The sequence below is a fragment of the Alteromonas gracilis genome (assembly GCF_002993325.1).
Taxonomy (GTDB): domain Bacteria; phylum Pseudomonadota; class Gammaproteobacteria; order Enterobacterales; family Alteromonadaceae; genus Alteromonas; species Alteromonas gracilis.
Map to the genome: position 1 here is coordinate 1 of NZ_PVNO01000010.1, position 18516 is coordinate 18516.

Genomic DNA, 18516 nt, shown 5'->3' on the forward strand with positions numbered 1-18516 from the left:
GTTGGTATGACTCCCTTTGTCAACCCTGAGCGAGTGCATCCCTGACATTCTTTCAGCCCATAATTAGCTTTGTTTCTCACTCATAATAAATTGAGCTAACGCACCGGATGAGGCAGTAATGTCGTCGGTTGGTATGCTGGTATTCGTAGGTTACTTATTCATTGAATAAGCAGAGCTGACCTTACATGTTCCGCCGTAGCACCTTCTCATCAGTCTAGGCTCGTGGATCAATCACCATTAAGTGATTGCCATCATAACGCCCTCGTAGGTTGTGCCACATCCCGCGGCCTGATCCGAATGCGTTAGCTCAAACTCGTTTATCATGCAGGTACACGGCTCAGTCTTAGTTTTGGATTAACCGGCGTAAGTACCACTTCCTTTGCAATAGCCCAGATGTATGCCGCCATTTCTCTAGCTATCGCGGTAATGATTAAATTGTAGTGCTTTCCCTTTTTACTCATGCGCTGATAGCGTTTGCACAAGCGAAGCTGTGCTTTCCAAGCGATATCGACGATGTCTTTAGGTAAGCCTTCCTGCCTTAACTGTAATTCAGTAGAGACGTTAGCCGGATAACGGTAGCTGTGCGCCCCCTCAATCAGTAAACGCCTTGCTCGACCATTTCCTGCTTTTGTAATGGCTCCTAAGTGTCGCTTTCCACCTGATGATTGTTCACTGGGAACTAAGCCCAGATAAGCCATGAGCTTTCTGGGATGGTCGAAGCGGTGTAAATCACCGAGCTCTGCCACCACACCAACAGCAACGAGCAATCGAACGCCTCGCATCGCCTGAACGGCTTTCACTACTGGGTAATAACGCCATTGGTGTACATGGTGGGTTAACTCATTGTCGAGCCTTTCCAGTCGCCGGATACGTTCCTCAATGGTTTGCAGTTGTTCCTGCAAGACAATTTGCTGGGCTGGATGAGGCAAAATCAGTTCGGTGAGCCAGCGAAGGTGTTTCTTCGACCAGTTGGCAGTGCCTTCATAACGTATGTTGTTGCGAAGTAATAAGGCTTTGAGTTGATACTTTGCTTCTTTTAAATCCTTCATTGCCGCTTCACGAGCACGTGATAAATCCCGAACCGCTTCATCTTCTGGCTCAGGCACATAGATAGGCGTGAGATCTTCGGACTTTAGTGACCTAACGAGTTTAAGCGCATCCCTGCGATCGGTTTTAATTCGCTCTCCTGGCTTTTTGGGAATAAGAGACGGAGCCACTACATAGCAACAATGCCCAAGACTGGTAATGAGACGATATATCCAGTAGCCACATGGCCCTGCTTCGTAAACAACGTGAAGTGTTGCGCCAGGATATTTAGATTCAAACTGGCGGAGCAGCTTTTTTACACTGACTTTGGAAGAAGGGATACGGCCGTAATGAACCGGACTCGCCCCGCGATGTTCCTCACAATATGCCACTTCATGGAATTCTTTGTGTGTATCCAACCCGATAAAAATCATGCTATGTTTGTTCATGCTAGCCTCCAAATGATTTAGTCTTAAGCAAACTAATTATGGCACTGGCTTTCAGCTAACCCACGAAAATGCGGAGGCTAGCATTTCACAGGGAGTCATTGTGTCTAGAAGTACCAGAGGGATCTGTAAGTGTCATATTACAATTCAACTATTTTGAAGACCGCTGCAAAAGTATCGTTTCTTCATATTTCTTGGCTGGTTGCCTTAATCGGTATTCCAATTGTCTTTTTCAGAGACGGGTTAGGACTTATCGAAAAATCACTGCTATTTGTCGGACTATTGGTTTTCTTCTGGATAGTTTATCTACTTTTCTGTATCACATTTCATCGGTTAAGCTTACGGAATGAGCATAACCGGTTTGGTTACCTTGCAAAGAATGATTTAGAAAAAGGCAAGGAAGTCGGCACACATTTGGAGGGGTGGTAAGCATGGCACTTCTAACAAAACGCTATTGTCGTTCCCTTCGGTCACTGGGACACAAACACGTGGGCGCTTCGCGATTATCGCCCACGTATTTGTGCCCCAAAGCTTAGCGTTATATTGCAAGGACGATTTAGCTTGGTAAAAAAAGTTTCATTGTTAATTCAAACCGCATCGCTGTTAACGATGCTGATAATGCTTTTTTTGAATATTGAGTTTTACTCTTTGCTCAGCGTCTACTGTTTTTTAGTTATTTGGTGTATTGATAAAGTAGTTCTCTTCTCACTTAACGAAGAGTTTGGAATTGCCAGTCAACTAAAAATAAAAGCAGATGCGCCACCAGCTTTAAGGATTGCAGGGTTAGGCTTCGTATTTGTTATTCTAGTATTCAGCCTCAAAGCGCTTTTTAAACATGTTGCAATATAACAAACAAATTATGGCACTCGCTGCCGCTCCTGGGACGCAAACACGTGCGCGGCTTCGCCATTATTGCACACGTGTTTGCGCCCCATATTTGGAAGTTATACGCTATGAGCATCAAGGATAGAAATGCAGTTTAAAAAACCTAAGTATCTTCTCATTACTGAAAAATTAGGACATAAGTTACCACTAGTTTGGTGTGCTTCAGCGTTATTAATCGGCGTGTTTACTCTAGAAATAGCAACTGCAATCTTCATTTCATTTTCATCTTTTTTCTTAACTTGGTTTACTTGCAAACTTTCAGGCTTTTTCTTCAGCTTCCAAGAACACAGCGGCATTCTAAAAAACCATACTTACGACAACGTTATAAAAGCAATTTGGTTTATAACGCTGTTTTTCTTCGTAGTAAATTTCTTTAAATCTCTACTCATTAAAACAGGTAGTGAAGCATTCTTGGGCTGTGTATTTTCAATCGTTTATTTTGCCTTTATGCTTTCTGCATCAAATCGCTGGGGTATGCACTTCGTTGAAAAACACGTATAACAAAAAAATTAAGTTCGCCCGCTGCGCGGGCTGGGACGCAAACATATGGGCTGCTCACTTCGTTCGGATTTTAGCCCAGATGTCTGCGCCCCTTATTTAAAAGTTATACGTCTGGGTGAGCCCATAGGAATAAGTAAATGGAAAATATAGACGCTAAGTTAAAGCTTCAAAACATAAACAAAATTCAAGCGTTGGAAAGTAAATACTCTAAAGTTTATTACATTCCCGGAATTGCTTTTCTGCTAGTAATCGCTTGTATTTTTGCAACAAACTTTATCGGTAATCCGCTTAACAATACCTACATTGCCCTTCTATTGGCTACCAATATTTTTATAACCGGAAATGCCGCAATTCAAAGAACTGAATACCTAAAACAAATACTAGGTCTAAAGGAAGATCAATGAAAACGTATAACAAACGTTTCAAGCCGTGTGCTATCGCACACTGGGACACAAACACATGGGCTGCTTCGCATTGTAGCCCATGCATTTGTGCCCCTTAAACGGAAGTTAGGGCCTCTATGAAAATTGCACACCCCCAATCTATTGACAGACTGCCTACAAGAAGAGAAAGGATATTAGCGATTTTTCTCGGATTCATATGCTCTACTATTACGGGCGCCGTTTCATTTTTGGGAATTCATCAGACATATAAAGGTGAACTAGAAGCTCTTGATTACACATTTTACTATTTGTTGTTTTCACTTAGTGTTTGGGCATTAATTAGAGCTGTTTTTACAAAAGCGGCAAAGCCAAGTGCTATTTCATTTATGGCTATAGGTGGAATTCTAACCTTTTTTTCTATTGTAATTCTGTTTTTAGCAATAATTGAAAATACTAAATTCGAACCAAAAGGAATCATAGGCTGTTTAGTTATTTTATTGGTTGGGGCGTTAACTTTAGTATATGGTTTCACTAAACGAAAACGGCCCTAACACACACATATGAGCCCCCGGGCTGTCAATGAAAAAAGATAGCCCTTTGACCACTATTTCAAGATCAATACCGTAGCCTTTTTAGAACTCGTTTACTTCGTCTGTCATGGCTGATGTTAGGCAAATTGCCTACGTCAAACACATATAGAGGCTCTTGTTGTTGCGCTTTTCAATTCCTTTTGACTGGCAACGGCACTAGACATTCATCGGTTAACCTTCCTCTGTCCTATTCAAATCTAAGTGGCTACATTGACCAGTTAGTATCAGGTTCAGTGAAGGTGTAAGCAAATTCGTAAAAAGGTAGAGATGCGCAACAGTCGCATGTCTAATCAAACCAACAGGTTTTGGCATGTCGGTATATTTATCGATGCTGCTTTTGCAGACTATTACACGATAAAAGAGATACTCACCATTTAACCAGTTAGACTTTTAAGCTCATGCAACTGTGCGACTTACCCGTTTAAAAAGCGTTCTTCATCGAATACCTGCTGGTTCTTCAACATAAAGTAAGTACATCGTCCGATTTTATGGGCTAGTGCAGATAAAGCCTTCGCCTTGCTCATTCTCTTTTGCAGCTTGGCTAGATATCGTTTGGCGTTGTCATTACCTTTAAGGTACAACACCGCTGCTTCACTAAATGCCCATTTTAAATGGGCATTACCAATCTTATTTCCCTGCGTACCATGCGTTTTACCGGCTGACTCAGCTTTGCATTTTACTAACCGTGAATACGAGGCAAACTTCTGAACTGATGGAAACCGTTTAATATCGCCAACTTCATACAAAATGGTGAGGGCGAGAATTTTTCCGATACCTGGAAACGACTTTAGAATATGTAAATCTGTTGCACAGTGTGTTTGTGCCTGAGTCTTTACATAATGTTCAATCTTGTAGAGCTCACTCACCATGGTTTCGATAATGTTTAGGTTTAAATCCATGCTCTTTTGCACTGCTTCGTCTGGAAAGAAGTGACGCATATTTTCTCTATCAGGTGAGTTTCTTAAATCTAACCGCGTTTCTAAAGCGGGTAAGTTGTATTGACTAACTGTGCTAGCAACATGCGCTTTCAGCTGAGCACTCATTCTCATTATGTGGGTTCTGCGGCGAAGCGCATCTCGAATAGAGCGATGCTCCTTTGAATAAGCATGCGCGAGAGGGAAGTTCCCACCGCGCATTAGCTTCGCTATTTTCAGTGCGTCAATTTTGTCGTTCTTCGTTTTACCGGCATGAATGGCCTTCATATAAAGCGCATGGCCAAGAATGAAATCAATATTATGCTCTTCACAAAAGTCGGATACCCAATACCAGCAGTGCATACATTCAACACCAACAACAATATTGCCCAGATATGGCTTTAAAAGCACTAACAGTTTGTCGGGTGAATCATCGATTTTTTCGTGAACGAGAATGTTGTTTTCATTATCAATAATGCAGACATAAAGCAGTTTGGTGTGAAGATCGATTCCACAATAGTACGGATGTGTATTAGTATAAAAGTTCATTGAGTTTTCTCCCTTGGTTTGGTCGCCTATTAGGATAAACTCAGTTTATGCTGATAGGGAGGAGGCTCAATGATTATCAAAACAATCAAGTCGCTCACTTCGTTCGCTTGGACGCATACGCGCAGGGCGGCTTCGCCATTACAACCCAGCCTGCGCCCGTTATCAAAAAGTTATGTGTGAAGGGAATTATGGAGTTTAATGATAATTACGGGGTATATGTTTGCCCCCATGTATTTAAGAAAGAGTCCCCTATATTTGTCAGTATTCGAGATCCCTACGGTGATTGGCAGTTTTTCTGTGATGATGAGAATTGTCCTGAGAACTCAAAACCACACCTTGTCGGTGCTGGCCATTTGACTCAAGCAGATCCAACTATTAACGAACTAACTTGCTTAAAGCCTGGTTCTTTCGCACAAAAAATACATGCCAACGCAAATTGGGAGTATGGGGATTTAGAATAACCTACATATAACAAATGGAAAAAATCCCCCACTGTGGTCAATTGATTTTATATTTTTAAGGACTAAATTTTGTTTACTTATATTGTGCTCTCTTTAATTTTGTTGTGCTGGATTATCCCCATTACGCTTATCATAAAATCTAAAAAAACGAACGGCTCTGAAAAATTAGGATGGATCTTAGCAATGCTCTTCATATCTTGGGTAGCGTGGATCTTTTATCTTCTTTTTGCCCCGTTAAACGCAAGGCAAAACACTAATGGTCGTTAAGGTGTGTAATATAAATAATCCGGTCCGAGGGCTGAAGATTTGCTTTATTGGTAAGAAAATCCTTGTCAATAGTAAGGCTAAATGAGTAAGTATTGAATTTTCATCAAGAGGACAACCTACGAGTAAGACTTTTATCAAACTCAGATAAAGCTCATGGGTTTATGGCAATTAACTGTAATAGGCGAGCTAACTTAGAAAACTAAGTCATATTAATACAACAAATAAAAAAGGATTTATGAGATGAAATATTTTTCAGTCTTCCCTTTTTTTATACTTTTTATAAGCGGATGCATAGTTGTACCAGAAACGGATGTCACCAAAGTAAATGAGTGTGAAATATCAACGGACCGCAAAACACTGAAGGTCGTGAATGCCTTTGAAGATACGAACACTTTTTACTCGGTAAGTGGCCTTATACTTCTTCCAATTTCTGGCGTAGTTTCCGGCACCTATATGGCTATTAACAATGTTTATCATTTAGGCGAAGAAACATTAGTATGTGGTTCCAAAGATAACGTAGAGTGACATCTCACAAAAGTAACTTAGGAACGGTAAATCACTTCTTTCAATTACTGTGGATTAGTTTTTTATGAACCTTGCGGAATTTAATCACTTTTGTGAATCGTTACCGTGCACCACCCATGTAGTTCAATGGGGTAACTCTGACGTATGGAAAGTGGGTGGAAAAGTTTTCGCTATTGGGAGCATTAGCAGGGACGAACACCCTGCTTTTACCTTTAAAACGTCTGAGCAAAACTATTATTTTCTTGAAGAAAAGCCTGGCTATAGACCTGCGCCCTATCTTGCTAGTCGTGGAATGAAGTGGATTCAACAGTACAATTGTGAGAATGATGAAGATGAGGCGTTAAAATATTATTTAAGCGCATCTTACAAACTTGTATCGTTAGGGTTAACCAAGAAAATGCAAAAAGAGCTTGGTTTAAATCAACCTCAATAAAAGGTGCTTACACCATGTTTGAAGCAATGAGCTTTACGCGCAAAATTCGCCCTTATGTCGAAGCCGAACTGGTGTTAGCTCGCAATAAGCAATTTCAACACAATGAGGCAGACGCTTTTGCACATCTAGAAAATGCTCACGTTCTTGGTCAAGCTTCCACTCGACTCCACGTAAAAGTACATATCATGATGCTTTTATGGGCAGTTAGGCAGCGTAATTTGGGGGAGTTTTGTGGTCAACTCTTTAGAATAATAGGCGCTGCCACAAAAACCGTTTTCGGGCTTGTCCCCCATGGAAATACAGGCGGAGCTAACGTTAGTCCATTTAAAGCAATGCCAATTAAACCTAAGCTTGCAAGAGTAATAGAGAAAGCGCGATCGTATGAAAATTAAAATACATGTTGTTGATGCCTTTACCAACGTCAGATTTAAAGGCAACCCAGCTGCCGTCGTTATAACCGGAAAATGGCTCAGCGATGAAAAAATGCAGGAAATCGCAGCTGAAAATAACCTCTCGGAAACCGCATTTTTAGTAGAAGATGATAACGGCGTTTTTGCTATACGCTGGTTTTCCCCGCTTACAGAAATTGATTTTTGTGGGCACGCAACCTTGGCTTCTGCATTCGTGATTTTTAACGAAAATTATCAACTACCGCACATTACTCTTTTCGCAGACTCGGTGGGAATGATGAAAGTCGTCAGAAAAGACGACGGTTTCATTCAAATGGACTTTCCAAACAGAACGCCTACTCCTGTCGATGACGTCCCCGAGGCATTACTAGCTGGTCTTTCTATTAAGCCCGAAAACATATTGAAGAACGGCCAAGCATATTTTGCAGTTTACTCTGACGAAGACGACGTATTAAGCGTGATACAAGACAGCGATAAACTTAAAACACTCGCGCCCTATGACGTGGTAGTGACAGCACCTGGGACACAATTTGATTTTGTTTCACGCTACTTTTGGCCGGCCAACGGTGGTGATGAAGACCCAGTAACAGGTTCAATTCACACTGGGTTGGCACCTTTTTGGGCCAAAAGGTTGGGAAAATCAAAACTTATGGCCTATCAAGCATCTAAACGAGGCGGAACGTTAAAATGTGAAGTTGCAGGGGACCGCGTACTTATTTCCGGCCAAGCGGTGTCTTATCTTGAAGGGTACATTACTATCTGATGGTTTATCATTGAACAGAAACTAGACAGAATTGGCTAATTGACTCACATTTGACTCACATTGTCTTACACAAACAAAAAAGCGGAAGGTATGTAACCTTCCGCTTTCAATAACGTAACGGCACATTACGGCATCTAGTTTTACCTAAGCAAACGCAAAATCAACGCCCTACAGCAATACCTTCTCTACGAGGGTCAGCACCGCCAATCAGTTTGCCTGATTTAAACTGTATTCCGTGAAGACCACTGTTTAAATCTACCACTTTAACGTTGTGTCCAAGGGCTTTTAACGGCTCTTCTAGTTCAGCTATTGGAGTGCCCTTCTCTAACGCCGTATAGTCGTTTCTATTAGTGATTTTAGGTAGGTTGATGGCCTGTTGAATATCCAAGCCAAAATCTAAAACACCAATTAGGGTTTGAGCGACATAGCTTACAATTCTAGAGCCGCCCGGTGAGCCCACAACAACCTCTAAGTTCCCTTCTTTGTCGAACACCATTGTAGGGCTCATAGCGCTTCTCGGGCGCTTACCTGGCTCTACACGATTTGGCACCGGGAAACGGTTTTTAGTTGGCGAAAATGAAAAGTCGGTTAGCTGATTATTAAGCAAAAAGCCTTCGACCATAATTCCAGAACCAAACATAAACTCAATGCTGGTAGTCATTGATACTGCATTGCCCTCTTTGTCCACGATGGAAACATGTGAGGTGTTAGGCAGTTCCATTGATGTACCAAGTGCCACGTTCGCATCAGCGTACGGGTTTCCTGCGCGCTTACGGCGCCACTCTTTATCCACACCAATGCTTTCAGCACGGCGCTCTAGGTAAGCCGTATTAATCATGGCTGCAAACGGAAGATTGGTAAAATCGCTGTCGGCAATAAACTTCTCCCGATCCGCGTATGAAAGTGCACTTGCTTGGGTATACAGATTTGCAAACTCTACCGAATCCGGTGCGTATTGGCCAAGATTGAAATCTTCTAGCATTTTCAAAATTTGGTAAACATTTACACCACCTGAACTAGGTGGCGCCATGCCGCAAATACGTTTCTCGTGATAAAGGCCACAAACAGGTTCTCGTTTTACAGGTTCATAGTTTGCTAAATCTTCTAACGTCATCTGGCCTGGGTTAATCTCAGCGCTATTTACTGCTTCAACAATTTTTTCAGCAACCTCACCTTTCAATAGATAGTCGCTGCCCTTTTCCGCAATACCTTTTAACGTTTTGGCTAACTTTTTATTTTTCTTCACTGTGCCTTCTTTTAGCGGCAAACCTGCAGGAAAGAAGTAAGTAGAACTTGCAGGAAAAGTTTTAAGTCCAGGGTGATAGTCTAAAGCCACCAGCTTTGCTAGACGTGGTGACACTTTAAAGCCGTCTTCAGCGGTTTTTATCGTATCGTCGAAGAGCGTATTCCAAGGTAGCTTACCGAACTCTCCCTGTGCCATTTCTAGCGCTTTTACTGCGCCAGACACACCTACTGACTTACCGCCTACAACGGCGTCTAACCAGCGCATAGGTTTGTTGCCTTCGATGAACCAATGAGAATTTACCGCTTTTGGCGCGGTTTCGCGGCCGTCAAAGGTGTGAAGTACTTTATTCTTATTATCCCAATAAAGGATGAAAGCGCCACCACCAATACCGGACGATTGTGGTTCAACCAAAGAAAGCATTGATTGGACAGCCACGGCCGCATCGATAGCACTTCCGCCTCTCTCTAGTATATTCTTCCCCGCCCAAGACGCGTAAGGGTTTGCTGCTACAACCATATATTCGCTAGCTTCAAACGCCTTTTTCTCAATATAGCCTGTGGCTGCTTCTGGCTCACCTACTTCGCGCGCTTGCTTCGCGGTCGCACCAAAAATAAAACAGCTAGATAATGCAAAGGTAACTACCGAAGCTCTGAACAAAGCACTGCGTCTCAAAATAATACTTCCTCTTATTTAAACTTTTCGGGGTTAATCGGGCGTTTTTTAAGAAACGCATCAAACGCTTCTTGGGCTGCAGTAGTGCCCAATGCTTCTAAAAAAATATCAAATTCTTCGTTCATTTGCTGATTGATATGCTCTCCATCGCCTTTTAATAGCGCTTTTGTTTGTCTAAGCGAAAATGAAGGCTTGGCGATGAGTTTATCAACCGTAGCTTGAACAGTCTGATCGATTTCATTGGCATCAGTAATTTTGGTCAAAATTCCGAATTGATATGCGTCGGCAGCAGAAAAAGGCTCACCCAACATTAGCCATTCTGCTGCTTTGATATGACCTGCAACCTTAGGCAAAAGATAACTTGATGCATATTCAGGAACAAGCCCTAAATTGATGAACGGTAGAACAAATCGGGTATCTGGAGTGGCGTAAACAAAATCGCAGTGAAGCAGCAAGGTAGTCCCTATTCCCACCGCTAAACCATGCACTTGCGCAATGACAGGTATGTTACATGCAGCCAGAGCGCGCATAAACGCTGCGGTTTCCGGCACCTGAGCGTGCTCTTGTTGCTGTGCAAAGTCTCCAATGTCATTACCCGCGGTAAAACAATCGCCCGCACCTTTAATCACAACCACTTTCGTTGAGCCATCGTTCTTAACACCTAAAATAGCATTCGCCATTGCCTGGTACATATCCCGTGTTAATGCATTCTTTTTCTCTGTGCGGTTGAGTGTAATCGTTAAGCACTGCTGATTATTTTCGGTAATGATGTAAGACATAATTACTCCTTTACTGTCGTCTATTTTATTTTAGGTGTACTTCAGTTTTCACCCTGTAGGCAATTTCTGTATCATAGCCAGCAAATTCGAAATTCAAAAATAACTAACACTGATGATGTCACTGCCGTTTTCGCTTAAGTATAGTGCTGGTCCTCTATTTGTAGCGCTATGCTCCGTTGTTGCGTTTTTCTTTGAACCCATGTCTGGCAACTATTTGGCTTACGACCGTTATGCCATACAAGGTTTAGAAACCTGGCGAATAGTTAGCGGTAATATCGTTCACACCAATGGCTACCACCTACTTTTAAATTTAGCCGGTCTGGCGCTGTTGTGGGCCCTACACGGTGAACATTATCGAATTGGTTTGTACTTAAAAGTTTTTGTGTGGTGCTGCTTAGGAACGAGTGTCGGGCTTTATTTTTTCTCTCCAGATCTGATTTGGTACGCGGGTTTGTCGGGTGCATTACACGGTATTTTCGCCTGGGGCGCCTGTGTTGATATTAAAGAGAAAATGAAGTCGGGTTGGTTACTACTTGTCGGTTTAGCGATTAAAGTGGGATACGAACAAATTGACGGTAGCAGCGAACAAGTCGCAAACCTGATTGACGCAAAAGTTGCCGTAGATGCCCATTTATTCGGTGCGCTGACAGGCATTGTTATATTTTTGCTTATGTATATCACCGCTAAAAGAAAATAAACGCCCTTGCGATAGAGCGGCGCTCTTTCCTTGTATTTCATATGCCTGCGGTAATTAAAAAGCGCGTAAACGACAAAGCCAATGACATTAAAAAGGCCCGAATTCAGCTGAACTCGGGCCTTTTTTCGTAGCTTTTTAAACTAATATGATATGAAAAAGCGGATGTTTTTAAACACCGAGCTTTTCATGAATTAACCGTTTCAGTTATAAGTTTTCCTCGAATAGCTTGTAGATACGACGGTATTCATCAAGCCATGAACTAGGCTGAACAAATCCATGTGGCTCTACTGGATAAATCGCCGTTTCAAAATCTTCCTTTTCTAACTCGATAAGGCGCTGTACCAATCGCACGGTATCGTGGAAAAACACATTGTCATCAACCATTGGCGCGTTGATAAGCAACGGCTTTTCGAGTCCATCTGCGAAATAGATTGGCGAACTACGCTCGTATGCGATGGGATCGATATTAGGAGTATTTAAAATGTTTGCCGTATATGGTGTGTTGTAATGTGCCCAGTCGGTTACCGGACGGAGTGCTGCACCGGCCGCGAATAGGTCAGGAGCGGTAAACATAGACATAAAGGTTAAGAAACCGCCGTACGATCCGCCATATGTGCCTATGCGCTCACGGTCTACATTTGCGTTGTCTACCAGCCAATTCAAGCCGTCACGTAAGTCCTGCACTTCAGGCGTACCCATTTGGCGATAAATCGCTGTACGCCAATCACGCCCGTAACCCGCGCTTGCACGATAATCCATATCAAGCACGACATAGCCTTGCTGCACTAGCATACTGTGGAACATGTATTCTCTGAAGTACCCAGACCACCCCATGTGGGCATTCTGTAAATAGCCTGCACCATGGTTAAACACTACCGCTTTGTTTAGTGCTGATTTGTCGTAATTTTCTGGTAGATAAACGCGAGCGTAAATTGGCGCGTCGGTATGCGATGAGTCAATAGCAACGATGTTCGGTACTGCCCAAGGGAGCGCATTAAATTCAGCACTGGTGCTTTGTGTAATTTGCTTTGCTGCTGTTGCTTCATCTGCTGGCTTAATATAAAGCTCTTGTGGCTGATTCACTTTGCTATGGCTTAGCAACAAGTTTTCACCATCAGGGCTAAGTGAATAGTCCGTCATACCATTCAAATCAGTCATGGTGTCGATAGTGTTATCACGTAAATCGGCACGATAAACTTCGTAAAGACCAGGATGCTCCATATTGGCTTTAAAGTAGATATAATTGTCATCGTTGGAAAGCGTTAAATCGTCAACAACAAAACGGCCACTGGTCAGCGCGACAGGCTTCTCACCAGGTTTTTGAATATATAAATGCGAGTAGCCAGTATGCTCAGACTGATAGTAAAGGGTCTCGCTGTCATTCAGCCAATCAAACGCGTTGAAACGATAGTTTACCCACGCATCGTCATGAAGCCTGTGTTGGTTTTCCAGCGTTTTATTTGCAAGATCGACGGTCGCAATCCAGCGGTCTTTGTTGTCCCATGCTTCAAGCATAACCGCGACGGCGTTACCGTTTTTGTGCCAGCGAATAGAAGGTTTGGTCCAGTACCAGCTTTGCAGTAAGGTAATATCGCGGGGCAGACGATTCACTTCATAAGTCTCGCCTTTTGCCTTCGCGTTCTCTGCTTTTACATCTGCAAGTACGTCGTCATTGTAGCCAGGTAAATTAAAGTATTTAAGTTCACTCTTCTCGCCTGTTTTCAAGTTAAGCAGCCACAGTTCGTGATTTACTGATTCTGCATCTGCCACACGTTGGCGTACCGGCTTTGCCGCGATACGGCTGTCTTCTTGAATGTAATGGGGCATGATGTCGCTGTCATCGCGGGTCGGCTTACTTTCAGTAGTTGCAACCACAGCAAAGTTACCCGCAGGCGATACACTGATCCCCGCTAGTCGATGCGACTTATCGAAATAAAACGGCGAAGGTGCAACGCTGTCGTTCTTTTCAGCCAGTGCTTTTTTTGCATCGTCTTTATCTTTTTTGTTTTTACGCTGTAGCTTGATGTATTCCACCAGCGACTGTTGCTGTTCAGCAATATAATCTTTAGGTGGTTCAACAGCCTTTGGCTCGTCGCTAAATTTCCAACTCAACAGCTCTTCACGGGTGCCGTTTGATAGGTCGATAGCAATGAACCGGTCACCACTTAACGCCATTAGGCGGCCATCGGTCATGAATGAAAGCGTTGAGAGTGCGTTACCGCCACGGGCAATACGTACAGTTTCTCCATTGGTAAATTGCACATACACACTATCTTCAAAGGAATAGGCGATGACACCATCGTTCCTTACTACGCGCTCTTTGAAACGATATTTGTGTAAGTCGGATAGCGGCGCTTTTATCACATTCTCAGGATTTGATAGGTCAGCAATATATACATCTTTGAGTGCACTATTTTGCTTTTCCCTTTCAAACACAATTTTGTCGCCATTAACTGACCAGCCCATACCCTCGGGCAGCGCGCCTATCCATTGAGGATCTGACATGATTTGTTTGAGCGTGATTTCACCGTTTGTTTGGCTGGCTGACGGCGCTGCATCAGGTGTGACCGATTGTTGAATACTCGTCGCAGGCAATGGCGAAGAGGTTGTTGTAATTGACGTGTCGTTCGTTGTGCTTGCACATCCACCAAGCGCAAACGTTACGCTGGCCGCGATGAGTAAAGAAGAATATTTTTTCATTATTTTAAATCGTTGTTATGTAAAAAGCGTTAACATTATACCCAGAGCATTTATCAAAGCGCTAACGTTCATCGATTGTGATAGTGAACCAAACGTAAAGCATCCCCGTTTATGGTTTGTCTACATTGGGTCTCTTACCCTTTCAAAATAACAAAAACTAACTCTCGAGGTAAAACACTATGAAAGCAAAAAGATTTGTACCGGCGTTACTTACGCTTACCTTTTTAACCTCTACTAGCTTTGCAAATGAATGCCCTAGTGTACTCAAATTTATGAAGCGCAAACTCAACTCTCAAGAAACGGTCAATCTCTGTAACGAATATGGTGGCAAGACGCTGTTGGTGGTTAATACAGCTAGCTATTGCGGTTATACACCACAGTTTGAAGGCTTAGAGGCACTTTACAGTGACTACAAGGACAAAGATTTCGTAGTACTTGGTTTTCCATCACATGATTTCAATCAGGAAGATAATGATGAAGGTAAAACCGCCGAACTTTGCGAATTAACCTACGGCGTGAAGTTTCCGATGTTTGAGCCAATATCGGTAAAAGGTGAAGACGCGGACCCTATGTATCGAATGCTTAAAACTGCTACTGGCAAAGCGCCATCTTGGAATTTCAACAAATACCTAATAGATAGCACGGGCAAGCAAATCACTCACTTTCCTAGTTCAACAAAGCCTACTGACCCGGCCTTTATTGCTGAGGTTGAAGCGCTGTTAAAAAGTGAGTAAGTGTTGTTACGTTCATAAGCATCCCTTGACCTTTTATTAACGCCTACAATTTAACGCCATCAATGTTAACGCACATAAAAAAGCCCCGCGTTATACGCGGGGCAATCAAGCACACTCAACTTGGAACACACTTTTAGCTGAAACATACTTCCTACGTTTTAGCTAACTGCATTAATTTAGTGTGTTTAGCCGTTGGTTAGTTCAATAATTTTTTTACTTGCAGCTGAAAAAGCTTCGTTTGCTTGCTCTTCACCCATGTTAAGTCCTTCAGCATAAACGAATTTTACATTGTTAATGCCAACGAAATTTAAAAAGTGTTTTAAGTATGGCGTTTGCGTATCGAAGTCTGAACCTGCATAAACACCACCACGGGCTGCAAAAACCGTAGCTGATTTATTCTCTAACAAGCCCACGGGACCCGTTTCAGTATATTTAAACGTTATACCAGCTCGAGCCACACGGTCAAAATATGCTTTCAGACTTGAAGGAATGCCAAAGTTATACATTGGCACTGCTAACACAATCTCATCAGCTTCCTTTACCGCTTCTACGATATCGTCAGACACTTTAGCCAGCGCTTGCTGCGATTCATTTCGTTCAGAAGCCTCAGTCATCCAAGCCTGCATTTCTTCACTCGTTAGGTGAGGTAACGCTAGCGAGGCTGCATCGACGCGGTTGATAAGTACCGAGTCATCCTTCCCCATTTTAGAAAGGTACTCGTTTGCAAGCTTTGAAGAATTACCTTCACTGCCATTAAGACTGGAAAATATCGCTAAAACTTTTTTCATGCCGAACTCCAATATTCGTTGTTTCGATGATGCGAAGTTATATTAGAGCAATTAGATTGAATGAAAATATCAAAAAAATGAAGGTTGCGTTCTATTTTGTAGAACATGATCTTACGTGTTCGAAATACCTTGTAAAAATAATGAAAACATTACATTGCGTTAATGTTGCAAGGAGGATGATCTTCCCACAATTCCCTCGCGTAATCGAGTCTGCTACAACACAATTAAGAGGATACGAAAAATGAGAAGGAACAAGGCTCTCCTTGCATGTTCAATATTACCACTATTTCTAATTGGTTGCTCTGATGATGACGATGATGAAGTAGTTGAAGTCCCCGCCCCCGTTATCGAGTATTCAAACGTACGCGTTGTTCACGCGGCATCTGACGCTCCGATGGTTAATATCACCGCTAACGATGCCATACTAAACGGTTTGGAAAATGTTGATTATCAAGTTGCTTCATCGCGTTTTGAAGTAGAAACAGGCACCTACGACATTGGCGTGACAGGTATTCTTCCTGGAGAAGACGCTGAAGTATTGCAGGCTGACGTTACGCTTGAAGCTGATATGAACTACGATATCTTTGCCGTAGGAAATGTTAGCGACGAGACACTAGCGTTGTTAACAGTAACGAGCATGGAAACCGCGGTCGAGGCAGGGAACGCGCAAGTACAAATTGTACATGCAGCATCTATGGCTCCGACAGTTGATATTTATGTTACCGCGCCCGATGCAGATATCACTGCGGAACAGCCACTTGTTACGGCAGAATTTACTGACTCAACAGATTTGATTCAAGTGCCTGCAGGTGATTATCAAATTCGTATTACACCGGCGGGCGAGACGACGGTTGTGTATGACTCTGGTACTGTAAACCTAGCCGACGGTGCTGATTTACTCATAGCCGCAACTAACAATGTTGGCACGGGTGATTCACCTGTAACGCTCCTAGCTGCAGACGGCGATAGCAGTTTCAAAATATGGGATGCAGAAGCGGGTTCCGAGATTCGTGTAGTGCATGGTATTAGTGACGCGCCAGCGGTTGATGTTATAGCAAACAACGAAATTGTACTGGTAGACGGCATTCAGTTTCCGCGAACCACCGATTACTTGTCTGTTGCTGCAGGAGACTACCTAATTGATGTTGTAGCTGATAGCGACAACAGTGTTGTGGCAGTTGACGATGCTGAATTGACGCTAGAAGTGGGTATGTCATATACCGCCATAGCAAACAACGTTTTAGCCGCACCAGAACTTGATGTTCTTGTTGATATGCCCCGTTCTGTAGCAACTGAAGCGAAAGTGCGTATTGTTCACGCTTCACCGTCAGCGGGCAACGTGGATATTTATGTAACCACAGATGGTGAAATTGACACTGTTGAACCAGCGTTTGCCGATATTGCTTATCAAACTGGCGAATTAGTTGAAACGGGTTATGTAAGCTTGGCAGAAGGCGACTATGTAGTCACTGTTACACCAACAGGCACCAAGACAGCGGCAATCGAAACGGGCGTGCTTTCGTTAGAAAATGGCGAGATATACACTGCGATTGCGCTAGACGGTGCGATGGAGGGCGACTTACCTCAACTAGCATTACTTGATGGTCTGGCTCCACCTCCGCCAGCTTTTAACGCCGACATGACTTATAATGTAAGCTTAAGCGGTTCTCAAGAAGTGCCCGCTGTTACTACCATGTCTTCTGCAACAGCAGTAGTTGAAATTGACGAAGACTTACCAGCGTTTAGCGTAAGTGTTGATGTTTCAGGCCTAACCGATGTTACTGGTGTGCACGTACACGATGGTGGCATTGGTTTGAACGGGCCAGTTGCTTTCCCACTCACTGATGCTGGCAACGGTACGTATATTTTAGCTGAAACCAATATATCACCTAGCAACCTAGATGCGCTGACTAGTGGTGAATGGTACTTAAATGTACACACTACAGCTAACCCTAGCGGCGAAGTACGTGGTCAAATTGTTCCAGACACAACAGCGGTGGTTACTTTCTCACTAAGTGGCAGCCAAGAGGTTCCAGCGGTCGATACAATGGCAATGGGCTCTGGCTATGCGCTTTTCGATACGACCAACAATAATGTTTCCCTTGTAGCGGTAACCACCATCGAAAACGCGACGATGGCACATATTCATACTGGCTTCGCCGGTGTAAATGGCCCTGTGTTAGAAGCGCTTGTTGAAAGTGAAGAAACAGCTGGTGTTTGGATGACAGATGGAAGCCTAATGCTAGACGAAGCAACAGCTACGCAGTTACTTTCAGGCGGTCACTATGTCAATGTTCACACCGCCGCGTTTACTGGTGGCGAAATTCGCGGCCAGATCACGCCTGACAACATTGAAGTGTACGGCATTATCGCCAACGGACAACAAGAGGTACCAGCCGTCACTACCGATGCGAGCGGCGCTGGCGCATTTACCCTTAACACGTCTACAGGCGCATTGTCAGGTAGTGTAACTATTACCGGTATGACAGCGAATATGGCGCATATCCACGAAGGTGAAGCGGGCGCAAACGGTAATGTATTATTGGGACTCACTGCCGTTGCAGATGGCATGTGGTCAGTACCAACTAATACAACGTTAACGGCTGAGCAAATGGGTGTTATGGCAGACGGTGGTCTTTACACTAACTTCCACTCAGATGCATTTCCAAGTGGTGAAATTCGCGGTCAGATCACATTAGGCTTCGACTAAACGAAGTAAGTCAAACGCATTGCGTTTCACACTTACT

20 protein-coding genes are annotated in these 18516 nt (G+C 43.2%); 14 read left to right on the forward strand and 6 right to left on the reverse strand.

Annotated elements, in window-relative coordinates; genetic code table 11:
- Positions 1 to 320 precede the first annotated feature (320 nt).
- Positions 321 to 1475, reverse strand: coding sequence for an IS110 family RNA-guided transposase (locus tag C6Y39_RS04035; RefSeq protein ID WP_105930027.1), 1155 nt, complete (start codon positions 1473 to 1475; stop codon positions 321 to 323).
- A gap of 129 nt (positions 1476 to 1604) precedes the next feature.
- On the opposite strand from C6Y39_RS04035, the gene C6Y39_RS04040 reads away from it, so the two are divergent.
- From C6Y39_RS04040 to C6Y39_RS04060, 5 genes are all read left to right on the forward strand, one after another.
- Positions 1605 to 1901 carry a hypothetical protein gene (locus C6Y39_RS04040; RefSeq protein WP_105930044.1) on the forward strand — a complete coding sequence of 99 codons (297 nt, stop codon included), beginning with the start codon at positions 1605 to 1607 and terminating at the stop codon, positions 1899 to 1901.
- Between the two features lie 132 nt (positions 1902 to 2033).
- Positions 2034 to 2321: a hypothetical protein gene (locus tag C6Y39_RS04045; protein WP_105930045.1), complete on the forward strand. Its 288-nt coding sequence runs from the start codon at positions 2034 to 2036 to the stop codon at positions 2319 to 2321.
- A gap of 123 nt (positions 2322 to 2444) precedes the next feature.
- A complete protein-coding gene (locus C6Y39_RS04050; RefSeq protein WP_105930046.1) occupies positions 2445 to 2858 on the forward strand; it encodes a hypothetical protein in 414 nt (137 codons plus the stop codon).
- A gap of 137 nt (positions 2859 to 2995) precedes the next feature.
- Positions 2996 to 3262 (forward strand): hypothetical protein, encoded by a 267-nt coding sequence (locus C6Y39_RS04055; RefSeq protein ID WP_105930047.1) that lies wholly within the window; start codon positions 2996 to 2998, stop codon positions 3260 to 3262.
- A 116-nt stretch (positions 3263 to 3378) separates the two neighbouring features.
- Positions 3379 to 3792, forward strand: coding sequence for a hypothetical protein (locus tag C6Y39_RS04060; protein ID WP_105930048.1), 414 nt, complete (start codon positions 3379 to 3381; stop codon positions 3790 to 3792).
- A gap of 452 nt (positions 3793 to 4244) precedes the next feature.
- Here C6Y39_RS04060 and C6Y39_RS04065 read toward each other — a convergent pair whose 3' ends face one another.
- Complete coding sequence (locus C6Y39_RS04065) at positions 4245 to 5294, reverse strand: IS110 family RNA-guided transposase (RefSeq protein ID WP_105930049.1); 1050 nt, start codon at positions 5292 to 5294, stop codon at positions 4245 to 4247.
- Positions 5295 to 5341: 47 nt separating this feature from the next.
- Between C6Y39_RS04065 and C6Y39_RS04070 the strand changes: the two genes are divergently transcribed.
- The 6 genes from C6Y39_RS04070 (at position 5342) to C6Y39_RS04095 (ending at position 8153) form a co-directional block, all read left to right on the forward strand.
- Positions 5342 to 5755 (forward strand): hypothetical protein, encoded by a 414-nt coding sequence (locus C6Y39_RS04070; RefSeq protein WP_205664136.1) that lies wholly within the window; start codon positions 5342 to 5344, stop codon positions 5753 to 5755.
- 84 nt (positions 5756 to 5839) lie between these two features.
- Complete coding sequence (locus C6Y39_RS19020; protein ID WP_338065001.1) at positions 5840 to 6022, forward strand: PLDc N-terminal domain-containing protein; 183 nt, start codon at positions 5840 to 5842, stop codon at positions 6020 to 6022.
- Positions 6023 to 6262: 240 nt separating this feature from the next.
- A complete protein-coding gene (locus C6Y39_RS04080; RefSeq protein ID WP_105930051.1) occupies positions 6263 to 6547 on the forward strand; it encodes a hypothetical protein in 285 nt (94 codons plus the stop codon).
- A gap of 64 nt (positions 6548 to 6611) precedes the next feature.
- Positions 6612 to 6980, forward strand: coding sequence for an MmcQ/YjbR family DNA-binding protein (locus C6Y39_RS04085; RefSeq protein WP_105930052.1), 369 nt, complete (start codon positions 6612 to 6614; stop codon positions 6978 to 6980).
- Between the two features lie 14 nt (positions 6981 to 6994).
- On the forward strand, positions 6995 to 7372 hold the full coding sequence (locus C6Y39_RS04090; protein WP_105930053.1) for a DUF3703 domain-containing protein: 378 nt from the start codon (positions 6995 to 6997) through the stop codon (positions 7370 to 7372).
- Positions 7362 to 8153: a PhzF family phenazine biosynthesis protein gene (locus C6Y39_RS04095; RefSeq protein WP_105930054.1), complete on the forward strand. Its 792-nt coding sequence runs from the start codon at positions 7362 to 7364 to the stop codon at positions 8151 to 8153. Before C6Y39_RS04090 ends, C6Y39_RS04095 begins: the two co-directional genes overlap by 11 nt.
- 160 nt (positions 8154 to 8313) lie before the next feature.
- On the opposite strand, the gene ggt is transcribed toward C6Y39_RS04095, so the two are convergent.
- Both ggt and C6Y39_RS04105 read right to left on the reverse strand, forming a co-directional pair.
- Positions 8314 to 10071 carry a gamma-glutamyltransferase gene (gene ggt, locus C6Y39_RS04100; RefSeq protein ID WP_105930055.1) on the reverse strand — a complete coding sequence of 586 codons (1758 nt, stop codon included), beginning with the start codon at positions 10069 to 10071 and terminating at the stop codon, positions 8314 to 8316.
- Between the two features lie 14 nt (positions 10072 to 10085).
- Positions 10086 to 10850 carry an enoyl-CoA hydratase gene (locus C6Y39_RS04105; protein WP_105930056.1) on the reverse strand — a complete coding sequence of 255 codons (765 nt, stop codon included), beginning with the start codon at positions 10848 to 10850 and terminating at the stop codon, positions 10086 to 10088.
- Between the two features lie 112 nt (positions 10851 to 10962).
- On the opposite strand from C6Y39_RS04105, the gene rrtA reads away from it, so the two are divergent.
- Positions 10963 to 11547, forward strand: coding sequence for a rhombosortase (gene rrtA / locus C6Y39_RS04110; RefSeq protein ID WP_105930057.1), 585 nt, complete (start codon positions 10963 to 10965; stop codon positions 11545 to 11547).
- A 204-nt stretch (positions 11548 to 11751) separates the two neighbouring features.
- Here rrtA and C6Y39_RS04115 read toward each other — a convergent pair whose 3' ends face one another.
- The gene (locus C6Y39_RS04115) at positions 11752 to 14247 is read right to left on the reverse strand and encodes a prolyl oligopeptidase family serine peptidase (RefSeq protein WP_105930058.1); all 2496 of its coding nucleotides are present in this window, start codon (positions 14245 to 14247) and stop codon (positions 11752 to 11754) included.
- Between the two features lie 179 nt (positions 14248 to 14426).
- Here C6Y39_RS04115 and C6Y39_RS04120 point away from each other — a divergent pair, with 179 nt between their 5' ends.
- On the forward strand, positions 14427 to 14981 hold the full coding sequence (locus C6Y39_RS04120; protein WP_105930059.1) for a glutathione peroxidase: 555 nt from the start codon (positions 14427 to 14429) through the stop codon (positions 14979 to 14981).
- Between the two features lie 185 nt (positions 14982 to 15166).
- Here C6Y39_RS04120 and C6Y39_RS04125 read toward each other — a convergent pair whose 3' ends face one another.
- The gene (locus tag C6Y39_RS04125; protein WP_105930060.1) at positions 15167 to 15769 is read right to left on the reverse strand and encodes an FMN-dependent NADH-azoreductase; all 603 of its coding nucleotides are present in this window, start codon (positions 15767 to 15769) and stop codon (positions 15167 to 15169) included.
- Positions 15770 to 16010: 241 nt separating this feature from the next.
- Here C6Y39_RS04125 and C6Y39_RS04135 point away from each other — a divergent pair, with 241 nt between their 5' ends.
- On the forward strand, positions 16011 to 18479 hold the full coding sequence (locus tag C6Y39_RS04135) for a CHRD domain-containing protein (RefSeq protein ID WP_105930062.1): 2469 nt from the start codon (positions 16011 to 16013) through the stop codon (positions 18477 to 18479).
- The last annotated feature ends 37 nt before the right edge of the window (positions 18480 to 18516 follow it).

Bases quoted from the DNA above. Each gene is read 5' to 3' on its own strand.
- C6Y39_RS04035 (WP_105930027.1), bottom strand. From the start codon at position 1,475: ATGAACAAACATAGCATGATTTTTATCGGGTTGGATACACACAAAGAA.
- C6Y39_RS04050 (WP_105930046.1), top strand. From the start codon at position 2,445: ATGCAGTTTAAAAAACCTAAGTATCTTCTCATTACTGAAAAATTAGGA.
- C6Y39_RS04055 (WP_105930047.1), top strand. From the start codon at position 2,996: ATGGAAAATATAGACGCTAAGTTAAAGCTTCAAAACATAAACAAAATT.
- C6Y39_RS04060 (WP_105930048.1), top strand. From the start codon at position 3,379: ATGAAAATTGCACACCCCCAATCTATTGACAGACTGCCTACAAGAAGA.
- C6Y39_RS04065 (WP_105930049.1), bottom strand. From the start codon at position 5,294: ATGAACTTTTATACTAATACACATCCGTACTATTGTGGAATCGATCTT.
- C6Y39_RS04070 (WP_205664136.1), top strand. From the start codon at position 5,342: ATGCTGATAGGGAGGAGGCTCAATGATTATCAAAACAATCAAGTCGCT.
- C6Y39_RS04080 (WP_105930051.1), top strand. From the start codon at position 6,263: ATGAAATATTTTTCAGTCTTCCCTTTTTTTATACTTTTTATAAGCGGA.
- C6Y39_RS04085 (WP_105930052.1), top strand. From the start codon at position 6,612: ATGAACCTTGCGGAATTTAATCACTTTTGTGAATCGTTACCGTGCACC.
- C6Y39_RS04090 (WP_105930053.1), top strand. From the start codon at position 6,995: ATGTTTGAAGCAATGAGCTTTACGCGCAAAATTCGCCCTTATGTCGAA.
- C6Y39_RS04095 (WP_105930054.1), top strand. From the start codon at position 7,362: ATGAAAATTAAAATACATGTTGTTGATGCCTTTACCAACGTCAGATTT.
- C6Y39_RS04105 (WP_105930056.1), bottom strand. From the start codon at position 10,850: ATGTCTTACATCATTACCGAAAATAATCAGCAGTGCTTAACGATTACA.
- rrtA (WP_105930057.1), top strand. From the start codon at position 10,963: ATGATGTCACTGCCGTTTTCGCTTAAGTATAGTGCTGGTCCTCTATTT.
- C6Y39_RS04115 (WP_105930058.1), bottom strand. From the start codon at position 14,247: ATGAAAAAATATTCTTCTTTACTCATCGCGGCCAGCGTAACGTTTGCG.
- C6Y39_RS04120 (WP_105930059.1), top strand. From the start codon at position 14,427: ATGAAAGCAAAAAGATTTGTACCGGCGTTACTTACGCTTACCTTTTTA.
- C6Y39_RS04125 (WP_105930060.1), bottom strand. From the start codon at position 15,769: ATGAAAAAAGTTTTAGCGATATTTTCCAGTCTTAATGGCAGTGAAGGT.
- C6Y39_RS04135 (WP_105930062.1), top strand. From the start codon at position 16,011: ATGAGAAGGAACAAGGCTCTCCTTGCATGTTCAATATTACCACTATTT.